This is a genomic window from Stenotrophomonas sp., assembly GCF_036662295.1.
In the GTDB taxonomy this organism is placed as follows: domain Bacteria; phylum Pseudomonadota; class Gammaproteobacteria; order Xanthomonadales; family Xanthomonadaceae; genus Stenotrophomonas.
Genome location: NZ_JAVWXA010000021.1, coordinates 1 through 15,345, shown reverse-complemented (window position 1 = coordinate 15,345; position 15,345 = coordinate 1). Strand labels below are relative to the sequence as shown.

The window sequence follows — 15,345 nt, the reverse complement described above, 5'->3', positions numbered from 1 at the left end:
CATCGCGGCGCGCGATAGGCGATAATTGCGCGCATGAATGCAAATGCCCCTATTGATCCGCTGGTGATTGCCGGCAAGGCCTATGGCTCCCGGCTGCTGACCGGCACCGGCAAGTTCAAGGACCTGGAAGAAACCCGCCTGGCCACCGAGGCCGCTGGCGCCCAGATCGTCACCGTGGCCATCCGCCGCAGCAACATCGGCCAAAACCCGGGCGAACCGAACCTGCTGGACGTGCTGCCGCCGGACCGTTACACGATCCTGCCCAACACCGCCGGCTGCTACACCGCCGAGGATGCGGTCCGCACCTGCCGGCTGGCGCGCGAGCTGCTGGACGGCCACCCGCTGACCAAGCTGGAAGTGCTGGGCGACCAGAAGACCCTCTACCCGGACGTGGTGCAGACCCTCAAGGCCGCCGAGCAGCTGGTCAAGGACGGCTTCCAGGTGATGGTCTACACCTCCGACGACCCGATCCTGGCCAAGCGCCTGGAAGAGATCGGCTGCGCGGCGGTGATGCCGCTGGCCGCGCCGATCGGCTCGGGCCTGGGCATCCAGAACAAGTACAACCTGCTGCAGATCATCGAAGACGCCAAGGTGCCGATCATCGTCGACGCCGGCGTGGGCACCGCGTCGGATGCGGCCATCGCGATGGAGCTGGGCTGCGACGGGGTGCTGATGAACACCGCCATCGCCGGCGCCCGCAACCCCGTGCTGATGGCCAGCGCGATGCGCAAGGCCGTCGAGGCCGGACGCGAGGCGTTCCTGGCCGGGCGCATTCCGCGCAAGCGTTACGCCAGCGCGTCCTCGCCGGTGGATGGGCTGATCGGCTGATGACCAATCCCTTCGACAGTGCCGGCGCCAAGGCGCCGCCCAAGCCCTTCACCGCCACCGAGGGCCGCCGCGAGGTGCGCAGCTTCGTGTTGCGCCAGGGCCGCTTCACCCCCGCCCAGCAGCGCGCGTTCGACGACCGCTGGCCGCGTTTCGGCCTGGACTACACCGGCCAGCCGCGCGACCTGGATGCCACCTTCGGCCGCGATGCGCGCAAGGTGCTGGAGATCGGCTTCGGCAATGGCGCCGCGCTGCGCTTTGCCGCCCAGCACGACCCCAGCCGCGACTACATCGGCCTGGAAGTGCACGCCCCCGGCGTGGGCCGCCTGCTCAATGCCCTGGCCGACGACGACGCCGACCACGTGCGGCTGTACCACCACGACGCGGTGGAGGTGCTGGAAAAGGAAATCGCCGATGGCGCGCTGGATGAAGTGCGCATCTATTTCCCCGATCCCTGGCACAAGAAGCGCCACAACAAGCGGCGCCTGATCCAGCCCGGCTTTGCCGAGCTGCTGGTGCGCAAGCTGCGCGTGGGTGGCCGGCTGCACTGCGCCACCGACTGGGAAGACTATGCCGAGCAGATGTGGGACGTGCTCGATGCCACCGCCGGGCTGAGCAACCGCGCCGGCCCACGTGGCCAGGTCGAACGCCCCGACTGGCGCCCGCAGACCCACTTCGAAACCCGTGGCCAGAAACTCGGCCATGGCGTGTGGGACCTGTTGTACGACCGCACCTGATCCTGGCCCAAGGAACCGCGCCACCCCATGGACACCGCGCTGACGCTGACCACAGACATGAAGCTCGTGCTCGGGCTGGTCGGGTTCACCATGGCGATGTTCCTGTTCGAGCGCATCCGCGCCGACGTGGTGGCGCTGGTGGTGCTGGTGGTGCTGGGCGTGACCGGGCTGATCGCCCCGGAGGAAATCTTCGGGGGCTTCTCCGGCAACGCGGTGATGAGCATCATCGCCACCACCATCCTCGGCGCCGGGCTTGACCGCACCGGCGCGCTGAACCGGCTGGCGGCCTGGCTGCTGCGGCGCGGGCATGGGGTGGAAACGCGGCTGTTGATGATGACCACCGCGATCGCCGGCTTGAACTCCTCGTTCATGCAGAATCCCTCGGTGATGGCGCTGTACCTGCCGGTCGCCTCGCGGCTGGCCGCGCGCACCGGGCTGACCCTGCAGCGCCTGCTGCTGCCGATCGCCGCGGCCATCGTGATGGGCGGTGCGCTGACCATGGTCGGCAACTCGCCGCTGATCCTGCTCAACGATCTGCTGGCTTCGGCCAACAACAACCTGCCCTCGGGCCTGGCCACCATCGAGCCGCTGCGCATGTTCGCGCCGCTGCCGATCGGCGTGGCGTTGCTGGTGGCCTCGCTGCTGTACTTCCGCTACTTCGGCGACCGCAAGCTGGTCGAAGAGGAAACCCTGGCCAACGACGGGGTCACCCCGGCGCGCACCGAGAGCTACTTCGCCAAGACCTACGGCATCGAAGGCGACGTGTTCGAGCTGGTGGTCACCGCCGAAAGCCCGCTGGTGGGCATGACCCTGGGCGAGGCGGAAAACGTGCACGACGCGCCGCTGCTGCTGGCCCTCAAGACCGGCAACGACACCCGCCTGGCGCCGCCGGCGGAGATGCGCATCTGGGTGGGCAGCGTGCTGGGGGTGATGGGCGCGCGCCAGCAGGTGGGTGATTTCGCGCAGAACCAGTTCCTGCGCATGTCTTCGCGGCTGAAGCACCTGGGCGACCTGTTCAACCCCAGCCGCGCCGGTATCTCCGAGGCCGTGGTGCCGCCCACCTCGGACGTGATCGGCAAGACCGCCTCGGAACTGCGGCTGCGCAAGCAGCGCGGCATCAGCCTGCTGGCGATCAACCGCGACAAGCAGGTGATCCGCGAAGACGTGCGCAACGTGGCCCTGCGCGCCGGCGACATGCTGGTCTTCCACAGCATCTGGACCGACCTGGCCCAGGCGGCCAAGAGCCGCGACTTCGTGGTGGTGACCGACTACCCCAAGGGCGAGCAGCGCCCGCACAAGTTCAAGATCGCGATGAGCATCTTCGCCCTGACGATCCTGATCGCGCTGACCTCCAAGTTGCCGGTCGCGCTGACCCTGATGACCGGCGTGGCCGGCATGCTGCTGACCGGGGTGCTGCGCATGGACGAGGCCTACGCCTCGATCAACTGGAAGACCATCTTCATGATGGCCGGGCTGATTCCGCTGGGCTGGGCGATGGACAGCAGCGGCGCGGCCGCGTGGGTGGCCGGGCATACCATCGACCGGCTGCCGACCGGCATCCCGGTGTGGGTGCTGGAAATCGCGCTGGCGCTGCTGACCACGGTGTTCTCGCTGACCATCAGCCATGTCGGTGCGACGATCGTGATGGTGCCCATCGCGGTCAACCTGGCACTGGCCGCCGGCGGCAACCCCACCGCATTCGCCCTGATCGTGGCGCTGTCGGCGTCCAACAACCTGATGACCGCCTCCAACCCGGTGATCTCGATGATCACCGGCCCGGCCAACTACACCCCGCGCGAGTTGTGGCGGGTGGGCGCGCCGCTGTCGCTGATCTACACCATCGTGGTGGTGTTGATGATCAACCTGATGTTCTGAGCAAGGCGTAGCGACCCACGGTCGCTATCTACTCCCCCAGCCAGACCTGGCCGTCGCGCACCTGCAGGGTCACCGCGCGCAGCCGATCGCCCTTGCACGGTCCGGCCACGCAGCTGCCGTCGTCCAGCGAGAACGAGGCGCCATGTGCGGCGCAGACCAGGTGGCCCTCGCGGCTCTTGAGGAACTGGCCCGGCGCCCAGTCCAGGCGGCGCCCGGCATGCGGGCAGATGTTGAGCCAGCCACGCACGGCCTCGCCCTGGCGGTACAGCACCAGCGATTCGCTGTCGCCATCCACGGTGGCATCGACGTCGGCGAAGCCGTCATCGGCGATGGCCTGCAGGGAAATCAGCGGGGCGGCGAGGGTGTCGGGCACGGGCACGTCAGGCATTGCAGTCGGAAGCCCGCATTCTCTCACGCCGTCATGTGGCTGGCTGCGGGATGAACCCAAGTCATTGATTTAAAATGAACACGCGCTACGTTTAACGAGTTTTTCACTCAATGACAGTGGCCACCCCGGATACTCGTGGTTCGCTGACTTCAGCCATGAAACGCCATGTACAACCGCTTCTTCCAATACAACACGTTCCGCACCCTGTTCGCGCCGCGCAAGCCGCGCCATCCGTTGGTGCGCGTGGCAGTCGGCCTGTTGGGGCTGGCGATCCTGGCAGCGCTGGTGTTTGTGGGGGTGTTCGTGGGCGCGGCGATGATCATTGCCGGCCTGGCCTGGAAGCTGCTGGCCCAGCGCAAGCAGGCGGCGCGCCCGGAGCAGGCGCACGTGGTGGAGGCCGAGTACCGCGTGGTACGCAAGCAGGCCCTGCCGCTGTCGCGTTGAGCTGCCCCGCGCGGCCGCTCCCCTTGATAAAACGCATCGCGTAAACGCCACGTTCGGCGTGGCACCGCGTGCGCGCTCGTTCTAGACTGCCTGTGACCCTTCGTGACAGGACGCGAGCATGACCGATGTAATCCCCACGCCCGAGCAACCGCGCATTCCCGTCGCCGGGGGCGGCACCTTCCCGGTGCGCCGCATTTACTGCGTCGGGCGCAATTTCGCCGACCATGCGCGCGAGATGGGCGCGGCGGTGCCGGCGGCCGACGACCGCGGCCGCCCGATGTTCTTCAGCAAGCCGGCCGATGCGATCGTGGTCGGCCACGATGATGTGATCCCCTACCCGCCGGCCACGCAGGACCTCCACCATGAAGTGGAACTGGTGGTCGCGATCGGTCGTGACGCGCCGGCCGGCGAACTGCCGGTGGACCAGGCCGAGGCGCTGGTGTTCGGCTATGGCGTGGGCCTGGACCTGACCCGCCGCGACCTGCAGGCGGCCGCCAAGGCCAAGGGCCATCCGTGGGACAGCGCCAAGGGCTTCGACGCCTCCGCGCCGATCAGCGAACTGGTGCCGGCCGGTGAAGTGGGCGACCTGTCCGCGTTGAACCTGTCGTTGGAGATCAACGGGCAGGTACGCCAGCAATCGCTGCTGGACCAGATGATCTGGAACGTGCCGGAGATCCTGCACGAACTGTCCAAGCTGTGGGCACTGAAGGCCGGCGACCTGGTCTTCATGGGCACGCCGGCGGGCGTGGCCGCGTTGCAGCCGGGCGACCGTTTCAGCGCGCGTCTGGAGAACGTGGCCGAACGCCACGGCATCATCGCCGGATGACACCCCCTGCGTTACGCTGCGCCGTCTTTCGACCACACTGCCACAGGAGACCCCGATGGGAATGATTACCGAGTTCAAGGAATTTGCCATGCGTGGCAACGTCATCGACCTGGCGGTCGGTGTCGTCATCGGTGCGGCGTTCGGCAAGATCGTCACCGCGCTGGTGGACAAGATCATCATGCCGCCGCTGGGTTGGCTGATCGGCCGGGTGGACTTCTCGCAGCTGGCCTGGACGCTGGCACCGGCGCGGGTGGCCGCCGATGGCAAGGAGATCCCGGCGGTGGTGATCGGCTACGGCGATTTCCTCAACACGCTGGTGCAGTTCGTGATCGTGGCCTTTGCGATCTTCCTGGTGGTCAAGGTCATCAACCGCCTGGCGCGCAAGAAGGAAGCGGCGCCGGCCGCCCCGGCCGAAGAAGTGCTGCTGCTGCGCGAAATCCGCGACAACCTCAAGCGCTGAAGCCCCGGCACTGCCGGCCGGTGCACGCACTACCGGGTGGCTGATGGATGACTGCCGAGCCGGCCAGCGGCCGGCACTACCGGGCGGCTGATGGATGACTGCTCAGCCGGCCAGCGGCCGGCACTACCGGGCGGCTGATGGATGCCTGCCGAGCCGGCCAGCGGCCGGCACTACCGGGTGGCTGATGGATGCCTGCCGAGCCGGCCAGCGGCCGGCACTACCGTGCGCGCCATCGCCCGAAAGCCCCCCCGCGCGGGGCTTTCGCGTTTGGAAAACAGCATCCGCCCAACCATGACCTACCGCCCATGTGCGGCGCGGGCAGGCTGTTAAGCTCGACCGCTTCCGCCCCTGTTTCCCGGAGTTGTCCATGCGTCGCCGCGTCCTTGCCATCGCATCCTCCCTCGCCCTGCTGGCCGCCCCGGCGTTCGCGGCGACCGGCACCACCACCCTGCCGCCCAGGTCGCTGGCGACCGCGGCGGAGCTGCGCGAGCAGGCGCTGAAGGACGATACCGGCTGGAAGGTGGTCGAGTCGCTGACCACCGAGATCGGCCCGCGCATCGCCGGCGGCGAAGCGGACGCCCGCGCCGTGGCCTGGGCCGTGGCCAAGTTCAAGGCGCTCGGCTTTGACAAGGTCTGGACCGAGCCGGTGACCTTCCCCAAATGGGAGCGCCGCAGCGAGCACGCCGAGGTGATCGGCAAGCACGCCCAGCCGCTGGCCATCACCGCGCTGGGCGGCAGCCCGGGCGGCACGGTCGAGGCCGAGGTGGTGCGCTTTGCCGACCTGGCCGCGCTGCAGGCCGCGCCGGCAGGGTCGCTGACGGGCAAGATCGCCTTCGTCGACTACCAGATGACGGCCTACCGCGACGGCCGCGATTACGGCAACGGCGGCGCGGTGCGCAGCAAGGGTCCGTCCGAGGCGATCCGCAAGGGCGCGGTCGGCTTCGTGATGCGCTCGGCCGGCACCGATTCGCACCGCGTGCCACACACCGGCATCACCCGTTTCGATGACGGCCTCACCCCGGTGCCGGCGGCGGCGCTGTCGGTGCCCGACGCCAACCAGCTCGCGCGCCTGGTCGCGCTGGGCAGCACCACGCTGAAGTTGAGCCTGGATTGCGGCTGGGACGGCAAGGCCACCTCCTACAACGTGATCGGCGAGATCACCGGGCGCAGCCTGCCCAAGGAAGTGGTGGTGATCGGCGGCCACCTCGATTCGTGGGACCTGGGCACCGGCGCGGTGGATGACGGCGCCGGCGTGGGCATCACCATGGCCGCCGGCCACCTCATCGGCCAGCTCAAGCAGGCGCCCAAGCGCACCATCCGCGTGGTCGCCTTCGCCAACGAGGAACAGGGCCTCTACGGTGGCAAGGCCTATGCCGAGGCGCACGCCAAGGACGTGGTGCGGCACCAGCTGGCGGCCGAAAGCGACTTCGGTGCGGGCCGCATCTATGCCTTCAACACCGGCTCGCCCAACCCGGAAAACTCGCGCGAGGCCACCCGCCAGATCGCCGAGGTGCTCAAGCCGCTGGGCATCGAGTACGCCGCCGACAAGGGCGGCCCCGGCCCCGACGTCGGCCCGCTGGCCGCCAAGGGCGGTGCATGGGCGTGGCTGGCCCAGGACGGCAGCGATTACTTCCACCTCCACCACACCGCCGACGACACCCTGGACAAGATCGACCCGGCCGCACTGGCCCAGAACGTCGCCGCCTACACCGTCTTTGCCTACCTGGCCGCCGAAGCGGACGGCAGCTTCGGCAGCGAAGCCAAGCCGACCACGCCGCCGAACGAATGACCGGGCGCGGGGATCGGGCAGACATGCTGGTCCCCGCCTGGTTGGCCGAGTAAAAAGCGCCTCGCCTGTCTGCGGGGTTCAAGGGTGGCTGTGGGATGCCGGCCAGCGGCCGGCACTACCGGTTTTTTTTGGTGTGCACCGGGCTATTGGCCCAGGGCGCGCGAGGAAAAAAAAACCCGGCCGCAATGCGACCGGGTTACCGGGATTCGTCACACCCCACGCGGTGAGCGCCACAAGCTACTGCGGTCCGGACAACGGCGCCGCGCTGGGTGGGTGTCTCTCCTCACCAACGCAGCACGGCGCCGTCGAGCACTGTGACCCACCGTCTGGGTGGTCACTATGCGAAAAATCCGAATCCCATGTAGTCAGGCAGTTATCGGTGACGCCGATCACACCACGATGTGTGGACGCGCGCACGTGCGCGTTTTCCCGACAAACACATCCTGCTCAGCGCCTGCGCCGACCGACCCAATGCGACAACAACACCGCCGTCGCCGAGGCCACGTTGAGGCTTTCCACCGCACCCGAGCCGGGAATGGAGACCTGCTGGTCGCAGTCCTGCGCCAGCGCGCGATCCATGCCCTCGCCCTCGGCCCCCATCACATACACCAGGCGTTCGGGCACCTCGCTGGCGAACAGGTCCGCGCCGCCCGCCACCAGCGTCGCCGCCAGCCCAAAACCGGCCGCGCGCAAGGCGGCCATCGCTTCCGGCAGCGCCGGCAGGCGCACCAACGGCACCGCCTCCGCACCGCCCTCGGCCACGCGCGCGGCGGCACCGGACAACGCCAGCGTCGCCCCCGGCGGCAGCAACAACCCGGCCACCCCGAAATGCGCCGCCGAGCGCAGGATCGCGCCGAAGTTGTGCGGGTTGCCCACGCCGTCCAGCCACAGCGCCAGGGCCGGCGCCCCGGCCGGCAGCGTCGCCAGCCAGGCATCCAGTTCCAGCATCGGCGCGCGCAGCACATCGGCCACCACGCCTTCATGGTGGGTCGTGGCCGCCAGCTTGTTCAGATCGCCCTCTTCCACCACCCGGTAGCCGACCCGGTTGGCCACGCACCACTTCAGCACCGGCTGCATGCGCGGGATCAGCGACTCCACCAGGTACAGCTTGCGCAGCGCCTGCGGGCGCTTCTCGAACAGCGCCTGCACTGCGTTCCAGCCGTACAGGCGCAGCTCGTCGTTGCCGCGCCCGGGCGGCGGCGGCGTGCCGCCTTCGCGCGGTGGCAGCGGGGTGGCCCGCGGCGGTCGCGACGACGGGCGGCGGGCATTTTTCCAGGGATCATTCACTACGGGACAACTCCAGCTTGCGTTGACGCCAGAAATCGGCGTTCTTGATGCCCAGGGCATCGGGGTCGAAGGTCGGGTCCAGCCCGAGCTTCTTCTGTCGTTCGTAATCGCGCAGCGCCAGCATCGCCGGCTTCTGCACGATCAGGATGGCGATGATGTTCAGCCACGCCATCAGGCCCACGCCGATGTCGCCCAGCGCCCAGGCCAGGGTGGCGTTGTGGAAGGCACCGAACACCACCATGCCGATGATGCCCAGGCGCAGCAGCAGCACGGTGAGCGGCCGCTTCCTGTTGTGGTTGACGTAGGTCAGGTTGGTTTCGGCCATGTAGTAATAGGCCATGATCGTGGTGAAGGCGAAGAAGAAGATCGCCAGCGACACGAACGAGGCGCCCCAGCCCGGCAGCACCGCTTCCACGCCGGCCTGCGCATAACCGGCGCCTTCGGGGATACCGGCCAGGCCCTGGAAGATCGGCTCGGCCCCGGCCACCGGTGAGTACACGTTGTAGGTGCCGCTGGCCAGGATCAGGAACGCGGTGGCCGTGCACACCATCATGGTGTCGAAATAGATCGCAAACGCCTGCACGTAGCCCTGCTTGGCCGGGTGCGAGACTTCCGAGGCCGCCGCGGCGTGCGGGCCCGAGCCCTGCCCGGCTTCGTTGGCGTAGATGCCGCGCTTGATGCCCCACTCCACCGCCAGGCCCATCATCGCGCCGAACGCGGCATGGGTACCGAAGGCGCTGTCGAGGATCAGGCCGAACATCGCCGGCACGCGGTCGTAGTTGATGACCATGATGGCGATGGCCATCAGGATGAAGGCGGCGGCCATGAACGGCACCACCACCTCGGCGAAGTTGGCGATGCGCTTGACCCCGCCGAAGATGACCACGCCCAGCAGCAGCGCCACCACGATGCCGATGGCCAGCTTGAGCGCCAGCACCGATTCCATGCCGAACATCTGGCCATCCAGCGGCCCGCACAGCGCGCCGCCGCGGCAGGCGTTGATGATGCTGTCGGCGATCGCATTGGCCTGCACGCCCGGCATCAGGAAGCCGGCGGCCACGATCGTGGCCAGCGCGAAGGCCATGGCATACCACTTCAGGCCCATCGCCTTTTCGATGTAGTAGGCCGGACCACCGCGGTAGCGCCCCTCGGCGTCCTTGGTCTTGTAGATCTGCGCCAGGGTGCATTCCACGTAGGAGGTGGAGGCGCCGAAGAAGCCCATGATCCACATCCAGAAGATCGCACCGGGGCCGCCGAAGGCGATGGCGGTGGCCACGCCGGCGATGTTGCCGATGCCCATGCGCCCGGCCATCGACATGGCCAGCGCCTGGAACGACGACACGCCGGCGTCGGATTTCTCGCCCTTGACGGTCAAGCGACACATTTCCACGAAACCACGGACCTGCATGAAGCGGGTGCGGACGCTGAAGAACAGGGCCGCGCCCAGGCACACGAAGATCAGTGCCTTGCTCCAGATGATGCTGCTGACGACATGTACGGCTGCTTCCACGCGCTCTCTCCAGTCGGCGGAAAATAAAGGACGTCCCGTCGGCTGGAGGGGACCGGCTCGATTCTCCACCATCGCGGGCCGGCCGGGTAGGGCCACGCCCGTCGCCGGCGGTCAGGGCAGCGCGGTGCGTACCCGGGCAAAGCGGCGCAGGTCGTGCAGTTCACCGCGCTTGAGGATGGCGCAGCGGGCCGTGCCCTCTTCCACGAAGCCGTTGGCCAGCAGTACCCGGGCCGAGCCCTCGTTGAAATCCAGCACCTCGGCCTGCAGCCTGAACAGGCGCAGGTGATCCATCGCCCACGGTGCAAACAGGCCCACCACGCGGGTCATCCAGCCCTGGCCCCAGTGGGCCTGGCCCAGCCAGTAGCCCAGTTCGCCGGCATGCCCGCGCTCGGCCGTGCCGACCTGCACGCCGATGCCGCCGCAGGCCGCACCGTCGATGACGATGGCCCGCGACAGCGTGCCCGGGCCGAGCACCTGCCCGGCCAGGAAGGCTTCGCCATCGGCGTGGGTATAGGGGAAAGGAAAGCGGTCGCGCAGCCCGCGCGACACCGCCGCGTCGTTGGCATGGTGCACCAGCGAGGCCAGGTCCGCGTGCCGCCACGGCCGCAGTACGAACCCCTGCCCCTGCAAGGCTGGCGCCGGATCAGGCATGCCCGCCCACCGAGGGTGTCTCGGCTTCCTGTTTCTCCAGCTCGCGCGCGACCGCCTCCGGCGAGCGCGTATACGGGGCCAGCAGCGCATAGAACGCCGGCACCACGAACAGGGAGAGGAAGGTGGACACGGTGACGCCGAAGATCACCACGATGCCGATCGTGCCGCGGCTGGCCGACCCGGGGCCGCCGGCCACCACCAGCGGGATCGCGCCGACTACCGTGGCGATGGAGGTCATCAGGATCGGGCGCAGGCGCACCATGGCCGATTCGACGATGGCCGCGTGCACGTTGCGGCCCTCATCGCGCAGCTGGTTGGCGAACTCCACGATCAGGATGCCGTTCTTGGCCGCCAGGCCCACCAGCATCACGATGCCGATCTGGCTGAACAGGTTGATGGTGCCGCCGCTGACGTACAGGCCCAGCAGCGCGCCGAGCACGCCCAGCGGCACGGTCAGCATGATCACCAGCGGGTGGATGAAGCTCTCGAACTGCGCGGCCAGCACCAGGTACACCACCAGCAGCGCCATGGCGAAGGTGAGCAGCACCGCGCTGCCGGCGTTCTGGTATTCGCGCGATTCGCCCTTCCAGTCCAGCTGGGCATGCTGGGGCAGCTCGTCGCGCGCGGTCTGCTGGGCCCAGGCGATCGCCTCGCCCAGCGGGTAGCCCGGGGCCAGGCCGGCGCTGATGGTGATCGAACGCAGCCGGTTGAAGCGGTTGAGGTTGCCGGCCTCGGCCACCTCGCTGAGGGTGACCAGGTTGGACAGCGGCACCAGTTCGCCGCTGCTGGCGCGCACGCGGATGGCGGCCAGGTCGGCCGGCGAGGCACGGCCATCGCGGCCAGCCTGCACCAGCACGTCGTACTCCTCGCCGTTGTCCACGAACGTGGTGACCCGGCGCGAGCCCATCATGGTTTCCAGCGCACTGCCGATCGCGGTGACCGACACGCCCAGGTCGGCGGCGCGCTGGCGGTCGATGTTGACGCGCATCTGCGGCCGGGTTTCCTTGTAGTCCGAATCGGCGCCGACCAGGCCGGGGTTGTCGGCCATGCGCTGCAGCATGCGATCGCGCCACTGCGCGATCTCGGCATATTCCGGGCCGCCCAGCACGATCTGGAACGGCTGGCCCTGGCTGCGCACCAGCCCGCCGCCCACCTGGGTGCGCACGCGCACGCCACGGATGCCGTCCAGGTGCTTCTGCAGGTCGGCGGCCACGTCCGGGGTGGCATCGTGGCGCTGACGCCACGGCTGCAGGAACACGCTGATGCGCCCGGTGTGCATTTCCTCGCTGGCGCCAAAGCCGCCGGGCACGCGCGGGTTGGCGCGCACGATCGGCTTGTCCTCGCCGACGAAACCGGCCACCACCTTTTCCACCTGCTGGACCTGGGCCACGGTGTAGTCGTAGCCGGCGCCTTCCGGGCCATCGATCATGATCTGGAAGGAGCCGCGGTCTTCGGCCGGCGCCAGCTCGGAGGGCAGCACCTTGAGCAGCAGCGCGCTGGCCAGCAACGACAGCACCATCACCACCACGTAGATCCAGGTGCGCCCCACGTGCGCATCCAGCACCCGGCCGTAGGCGGCCGAGACCCGATCCAGGTTGCGGTTGATCAGCCCGTGCAGGCCACGCGGCGGCTGGCCGGTATGTGGCTTGAGCAGCTTGGAGGCCATCATCGGGGTGAGCGTGAGCGAGACGAACGCCGACAGCGCCACCGCCGCGGCCAGGGCCACGGCCAGCTCGCGGAACAGGCGCCCGGTGTTGCCTTCCAGGAAGCCCACCGGCAGGAACACGGCCACCAGCACCGCGGTGGTGGCGATCACCGCAAAGGCCACCTGCGCGGTACCGCGCTTGGAGGCCACCAGCGGCGGCTCGCCCAGGTCGATGCGGCGCTGCACGTTCTCCACCACCACGATGGCGTCATCGACCACCAGCCCGATGCACAGCACCAGTGCCAGCAAGGTGAGCAGGTTGATGGAGAAGCCGAACGCATACAGCGCGATGAAGGCGGCCACCAGGCAGACCGGAACGGTCACCGCGGGAATCAGCGCGGCGCGGAAGCTGCCCAGGAACAGCCAGATCACCGCCAGCACCAGCAGCATGGCCTCCACCAGCGTGGCATACACGCGGTCCACGGCGGCTTCGATGAAGGTGGTGTTGTCGAAGGCGACGAAGATGTGGGTGCCTTCGGGCAGGGTCAGCCCCACCCGCTCCGCCTCGGCGCGCGCGGTACGCGCGACGTCCAGCGAGTTGGCGGTGGAGGTCTTGACGATGCCAAGGCCGATGCCCGGCTCGCCGTTGCTGCGGTAGTAGGCGCGACGCTCGGAGGAGGCCAGTTCGATCCTGGCTACATCGCCCATGCGCACCACGTAGCCGTCGGCGCCCTTGCCCAGCGGGATGGTGGCGAAGTCTTCGGGCTTGACGTAGTTGCGCTCCACGCGAAGGGTGAAGTCACGGTCGGTGGATTCGATGCGGCCGGCCGGCAGCTCCACGTTCTCGTTGCGCAGCGCGGTTTCCACGTCGCCCACGGTCAGCCCGCGCGCGGCCAGCTGGTCGCGGTCCAGCCAGATGCGCATGGCGTAGCGCTGGCGCCCGCCGATGCGGACCTGGGCCACGCCGTCCAGGCTGGAAAAGCGATCGACCACGTAACGGTCGGCGTAGTCGCTCAGCTCCAGCGTGTCCATGCTGGAGGAGGTCATGTTGAACCAGATGATCGGGTCGGCGTCGCTCTCCACCTTGGCGATTTCCGGCGGCCGCGCCTCTTCGGGCATGCGGTCGGCGACGCGGCTGACCGCATCACGCACGTCGTTGGCGGCCGCTTCGATGTCGCGGTTGGAGGTGAACTCGATGCTGACCTGGGCGCGGCCGTTGGAGCTGCGCGCGTTGATCGTGTCGATGCCTTCGATGCCGGCCAGCGCGTCTTCCAGCACCTGGGTGATGCGGCTTTCGATGACGGCCGCCGAGGCGCCGGTGTAGTCCACCGAGACCGAGACGATGGGCGGATCGATGGCGGGCAGCTCGCGCAGGGTGAGGCGGGTGAAGGACATCACGCCCAGCACCACCAGCAGCAGGCTCATCACCACCGCCAGGACCGGACGCTGGATGGAGATGTCGGAAAGCTTCATCCGGCAGCGCCTGCCGACGGCGCGGGCGCAGATGCAGGCGTGGGCGTGGGCGTGGCGGGCGTGGCAGCCGGCCGCGCATCGACCTTCAGGCCCGGGCGCAGCTTGCCGGTGCCATCCACCACGATGCGGTCGCCGGGGGCCAGGCCGCTGCGGATCTCAACCACGCCGGCGCGACGGGCGCCGCTGGTGATGTCGATGCGCTCCACGCTCTGGTCGGCCTTGACGCGGTAGACGAAGGAATCGCGACCGACCTGCACCACCGCGATTTCCGGGATGACCAGCGCCTGGCGCTCGGGGCGGAACATGCGGATGTCCAGCAGCATGCCCGGGCGCAGCGCGTGGTCGGCGTTGATGAAATCCGCGCGCACGGTGATGGCGCGGGTGCCGGGGTCCACGCGGGTGTCGATGGTGGCGACCACGCCTTCGAAGTTGCGGCCGGGATACGCCACGCTGGTGGCGGTGACCTTGTCGCCCTTGCCCAGGCTGGCCAGCTCGGCTTCGGGCACCTGGAAGTCCACGTGCATGCGCTCGATGTCGTCCAGGGTGGTGATGGTGGTGGTGGGGGTGACCAGCGAGCCGGCGCTGACCTGGCGGATGCCGAGCACGCCGGCGAACGGGGCGCGCACGCGGCGGTCGCCGATGTCCGACTGCATTTCGCGCACGCGCGCCTCGGCGGCATCGCGGATCGCGCGCTGGGTATCCAGGGTGGCGCTGGCCACCAGCTGCTGGGCGGCCAGTTCACGCTGGCGCTTGTAAAGCTGGTCGGCCTCGGCAAACGTGGCCTGGGCCTGCAGCAGCGCCGCTTCCTGCGCCTGCCCGCGCAGGGTCACCAGCGGGGTGCCGGCACTGACCTGCTGCCCACTGTCGAAGTGGACCGTATCGATGATCTCGCTGACCTTGGCGGTGATGGTCACCGACTCACGCGCCTTGGCCGTGCCCAGTGCCTGCAGGGTGTCGTTCCATGCGGAGGTCTGCACCACCTCGGTGGTGACCGGCACGGCATCTGCCGGCCGGCGCGCGACGTCGTCCTTGCCGTTGCACCCGGCCAGGACGACCAGGGTGAGGCCAGCGGCGATGCGCGCGGTGATGCGTGCCAACATGTAGAAAAATCCCGTTAAATCCCGACCACCGAGTGTACGGGGCGGCCCTGTCCGGGCATATGTGCCAAGCGTTTACCGGGGGCCTCCGCCGCGCCGGTGACGGGCGCAACCCCTTTCGTGCTGGGGCTCCCGGCCGGTGTATCGGCGTGTATCGGCGCGTGTCCGATCGCATCGGTGGCCCGATGCCCGCCAGCGGCCATGCCGATGCCCCCAGCCTACCCTGACCGGCCCGGCGGCGCATCCGCCGGGTGCCCGGCGCGGGTGAGTCCTTGCGAGTGCGGCAGGAGAGCACCAACCGCGCACTGGTGGTTGGTCGGCGGTCGTAGAGAACAAGG

13 protein-coding genes are annotated in these 15,345 nt (G+C 68.8%); 7 read left to right on the top strand and 6 right to left on the bottom strand.

The window, feature by feature from the left end; translation table 11 throughout:
* The first annotated feature begins 33 nt into the window (after positions 1 to 33).
* Genes RSA25_RS06250 through RSA25_RS06240 form a run of 3 tightly spaced genes read left to right on the top strand, consistent with a single transcriptional unit; the run spans position 34 to position 3,437 of the window.
* Positions 34 to 828 (top strand): thiazole synthase, encoded by a 795-nt coding sequence (locus tag RSA25_RS06250; RefSeq protein ID WP_332808043.1) that lies wholly within the window; start codon positions 34 to 36, stop codon positions 826 to 828.
* The gene (gene trmB / locus RSA25_RS06245) at positions 828 to 1,562 is read left to right on the top strand and encodes a tRNA (guanosine(46)-N7)-methyltransferase TrmB (RefSeq protein WP_332808042.1); all 735 of its coding nucleotides are present in this window, start codon (positions 828 to 830) and stop codon (positions 1,560 to 1,562) included. The genes RSA25_RS06250 and trmB overlap by 1 nt, the downstream gene beginning before the upstream one ends.
* A 27-nt stretch (positions 1,563 to 1,589) precedes the next feature.
* Positions 1,590 to 3,437, top strand: coding sequence for an SLC13 family permease (locus RSA25_RS06240; protein ID WP_332808041.1), 1,848 nt, complete (start codon positions 1,590 to 1,592; stop codon positions 3,435 to 3,437).
* A gap of 28 nt (positions 3,438 to 3,465) precedes the next feature.
* Here RSA25_RS06240 and RSA25_RS06235 read toward each other — a convergent pair whose 3' ends face one another.
* The gene (locus RSA25_RS06235) at positions 3,466 to 3,825 is read right to left on the bottom strand and encodes a Rieske (2Fe-2S) protein (protein WP_332808040.1); all 360 of its coding nucleotides are present in this window, start codon (positions 3,823 to 3,825) and stop codon (positions 3,466 to 3,468) included.
* A 165-nt stretch (positions 3,826 to 3,990) separates the two neighbouring features.
* Here RSA25_RS06235 and RSA25_RS06230 point away from each other — a divergent pair, with 165 nt between their 5' ends.
* From RSA25_RS06230 to RSA25_RS06215, 4 genes are all read left to right on the top strand, one after another.
* Positions 3,991 to 4,269, top strand: a complete 279-nt coding sequence (locus RSA25_RS06230; RefSeq protein ID WP_332808039.1) for a hypothetical protein — start codon at positions 3,991 to 3,993, stop codon at positions 4,267 to 4,269.
* A gap of 118 nt (positions 4,270 to 4,387) precedes the next feature.
* A complete protein-coding gene (locus RSA25_RS06225) occupies positions 4,388 to 5,095 on the top strand; it encodes a fumarylacetoacetate hydrolase family protein (protein WP_332808038.1) in 708 nt (235 codons plus the stop codon).
* Positions 5,096 to 5,150: 55 nt separating this feature from the next.
* The gene (gene mscL / locus RSA25_RS06220) at positions 5,151 to 5,555 is read left to right on the top strand and encodes a large-conductance mechanosensitive channel protein MscL (RefSeq protein WP_332808037.1); all 405 of its coding nucleotides are present in this window, start codon (positions 5,151 to 5,153) and stop codon (positions 5,553 to 5,555) included.
* A gap of 367 nt (positions 5,556 to 5,922) precedes the next feature.
* On the top strand, positions 5,923 to 7,344 hold the full coding sequence (locus tag RSA25_RS06215) for a M28 family peptidase (RefSeq protein WP_332808036.1): 1,422 nt from the start codon (positions 5,923 to 5,925) through the stop codon (positions 7,342 to 7,344).
* Between the two features lie 447 nt (positions 7,345 to 7,791).
* Here RSA25_RS06215 and RSA25_RS06210 read toward each other — a convergent pair whose 3' ends face one another.
* The 5 genes from RSA25_RS06210 to RSA25_RS06190 all read right to left on the bottom strand — a co-directional run bounded on the left by RSA25_RS06210 (position 7,792) and on the right by RSA25_RS06190 (position 15,010).
* Positions 7,792 to 8,571 (bottom strand): TrmH family RNA methyltransferase, encoded by a 780-nt coding sequence (locus RSA25_RS06210; protein ID WP_332808076.1) that lies wholly within the window; start codon positions 8,569 to 8,571, stop codon positions 7,792 to 7,794.
* A gap of 52 nt (positions 8,572 to 8,623) precedes the next feature.
* Positions 8,624 to 10,141 (bottom strand): alanine/glycine:cation symporter family protein, encoded by a 1,518-nt coding sequence (locus RSA25_RS06205; RefSeq protein ID WP_332808035.1) that lies wholly within the window; start codon positions 10,139 to 10,141, stop codon positions 8,624 to 8,626.
* 111 nt (positions 10,142 to 10,252) lie between these two features.
* Positions 10,253 to 10,792 carry a GNAT family protein gene (locus tag RSA25_RS06200; protein ID WP_332808034.1) on the bottom strand — a complete coding sequence of 180 codons (540 nt, stop codon included), beginning with the start codon at positions 10,790 to 10,792 and terminating at the stop codon, positions 10,253 to 10,255.
* Positions 10,785 to 13,910, bottom strand: a complete 3,126-nt coding sequence (locus RSA25_RS06195) for an efflux RND transporter permease subunit (protein ID WP_332808033.1) — start codon at positions 13,908 to 13,910, stop codon at positions 10,785 to 10,787. Before RSA25_RS06195 ends, RSA25_RS06200 begins: the two co-directional genes overlap by 8 nt.
* Positions 13,907 to 15,010 carry an efflux RND transporter periplasmic adaptor subunit gene (locus RSA25_RS06190; protein ID WP_332808032.1) on the bottom strand — a complete coding sequence of 368 codons (1,104 nt, stop codon included), beginning with the start codon at positions 15,008 to 15,010 and terminating at the stop codon, positions 13,907 to 13,909. Before RSA25_RS06190 ends, RSA25_RS06195 begins: the two co-directional genes overlap by 4 nt.
* Positions 15,011 to 15,345 lie beyond the last annotated feature (335 nt).

Coding starts and splice junctions, on each gene's coding strand:
- RSA25_RS06200 (WP_332808034.1), bottom strand. CDS start 10,792: ATGCCTGATCCGGCGCCAGCCTTGCAGGGGCAGGGGTTCGTACTGCGG.
- RSA25_RS06195 (WP_332808033.1), bottom strand. CDS start 13,910: ATGAAGCTTTCCGACATCTCCATCCAGCGTCCGGTCCTGGCGGTGGTG.
- trmB (WP_332808042.1), top strand. CDS start 828: ATGACCAATCCCTTCGACAGTGCCGGCGCCAAGGCGCCGCCCAAGCCC.
- RSA25_RS06235 (WP_332808040.1), bottom strand. CDS start 3,825: ATGCCTGACGTGCCCGTGCCCGACACCCTCGCCGCCCCGCTGATTTCC.
- mscL (WP_332808037.1), top strand. CDS start 5,151: ATGGGAATGATTACCGAGTTCAAGGAATTTGCCATGCGTGGCAACGTC.
- RSA25_RS06225 (WP_332808038.1), top strand. CDS start 4,388: ATGACCGATGTAATCCCCACGCCCGAGCAACCGCGCATTCCCGTCGCC.
- RSA25_RS06240 (WP_332808041.1), top strand. CDS start 1,590: ATGGACACCGCGCTGACGCTGACCACAGACATGAAGCTCGTGCTCGGG.
- RSA25_RS06215 (WP_332808036.1), top strand. CDS start 5,923: ATGCGTCGCCGCGTCCTTGCCATCGCATCCTCCCTCGCCCTGCTGGCC.
- RSA25_RS06230 (WP_332808039.1), top strand. CDS start 3,991: ATGTACAACCGCTTCTTCCAATACAACACGTTCCGCACCCTGTTCGCG.
- RSA25_RS06190 (WP_332808032.1), bottom strand. CDS start 15,010: ATGTTGGCACGCATCACCGCGCGCATCGCCGCTGGCCTCACCCTGGTC.
- RSA25_RS06250 (WP_332808043.1), top strand. CDS start 34: ATGAATGCAAATGCCCCTATTGATCCGCTGGTGATTGCCGGCAAGGCC.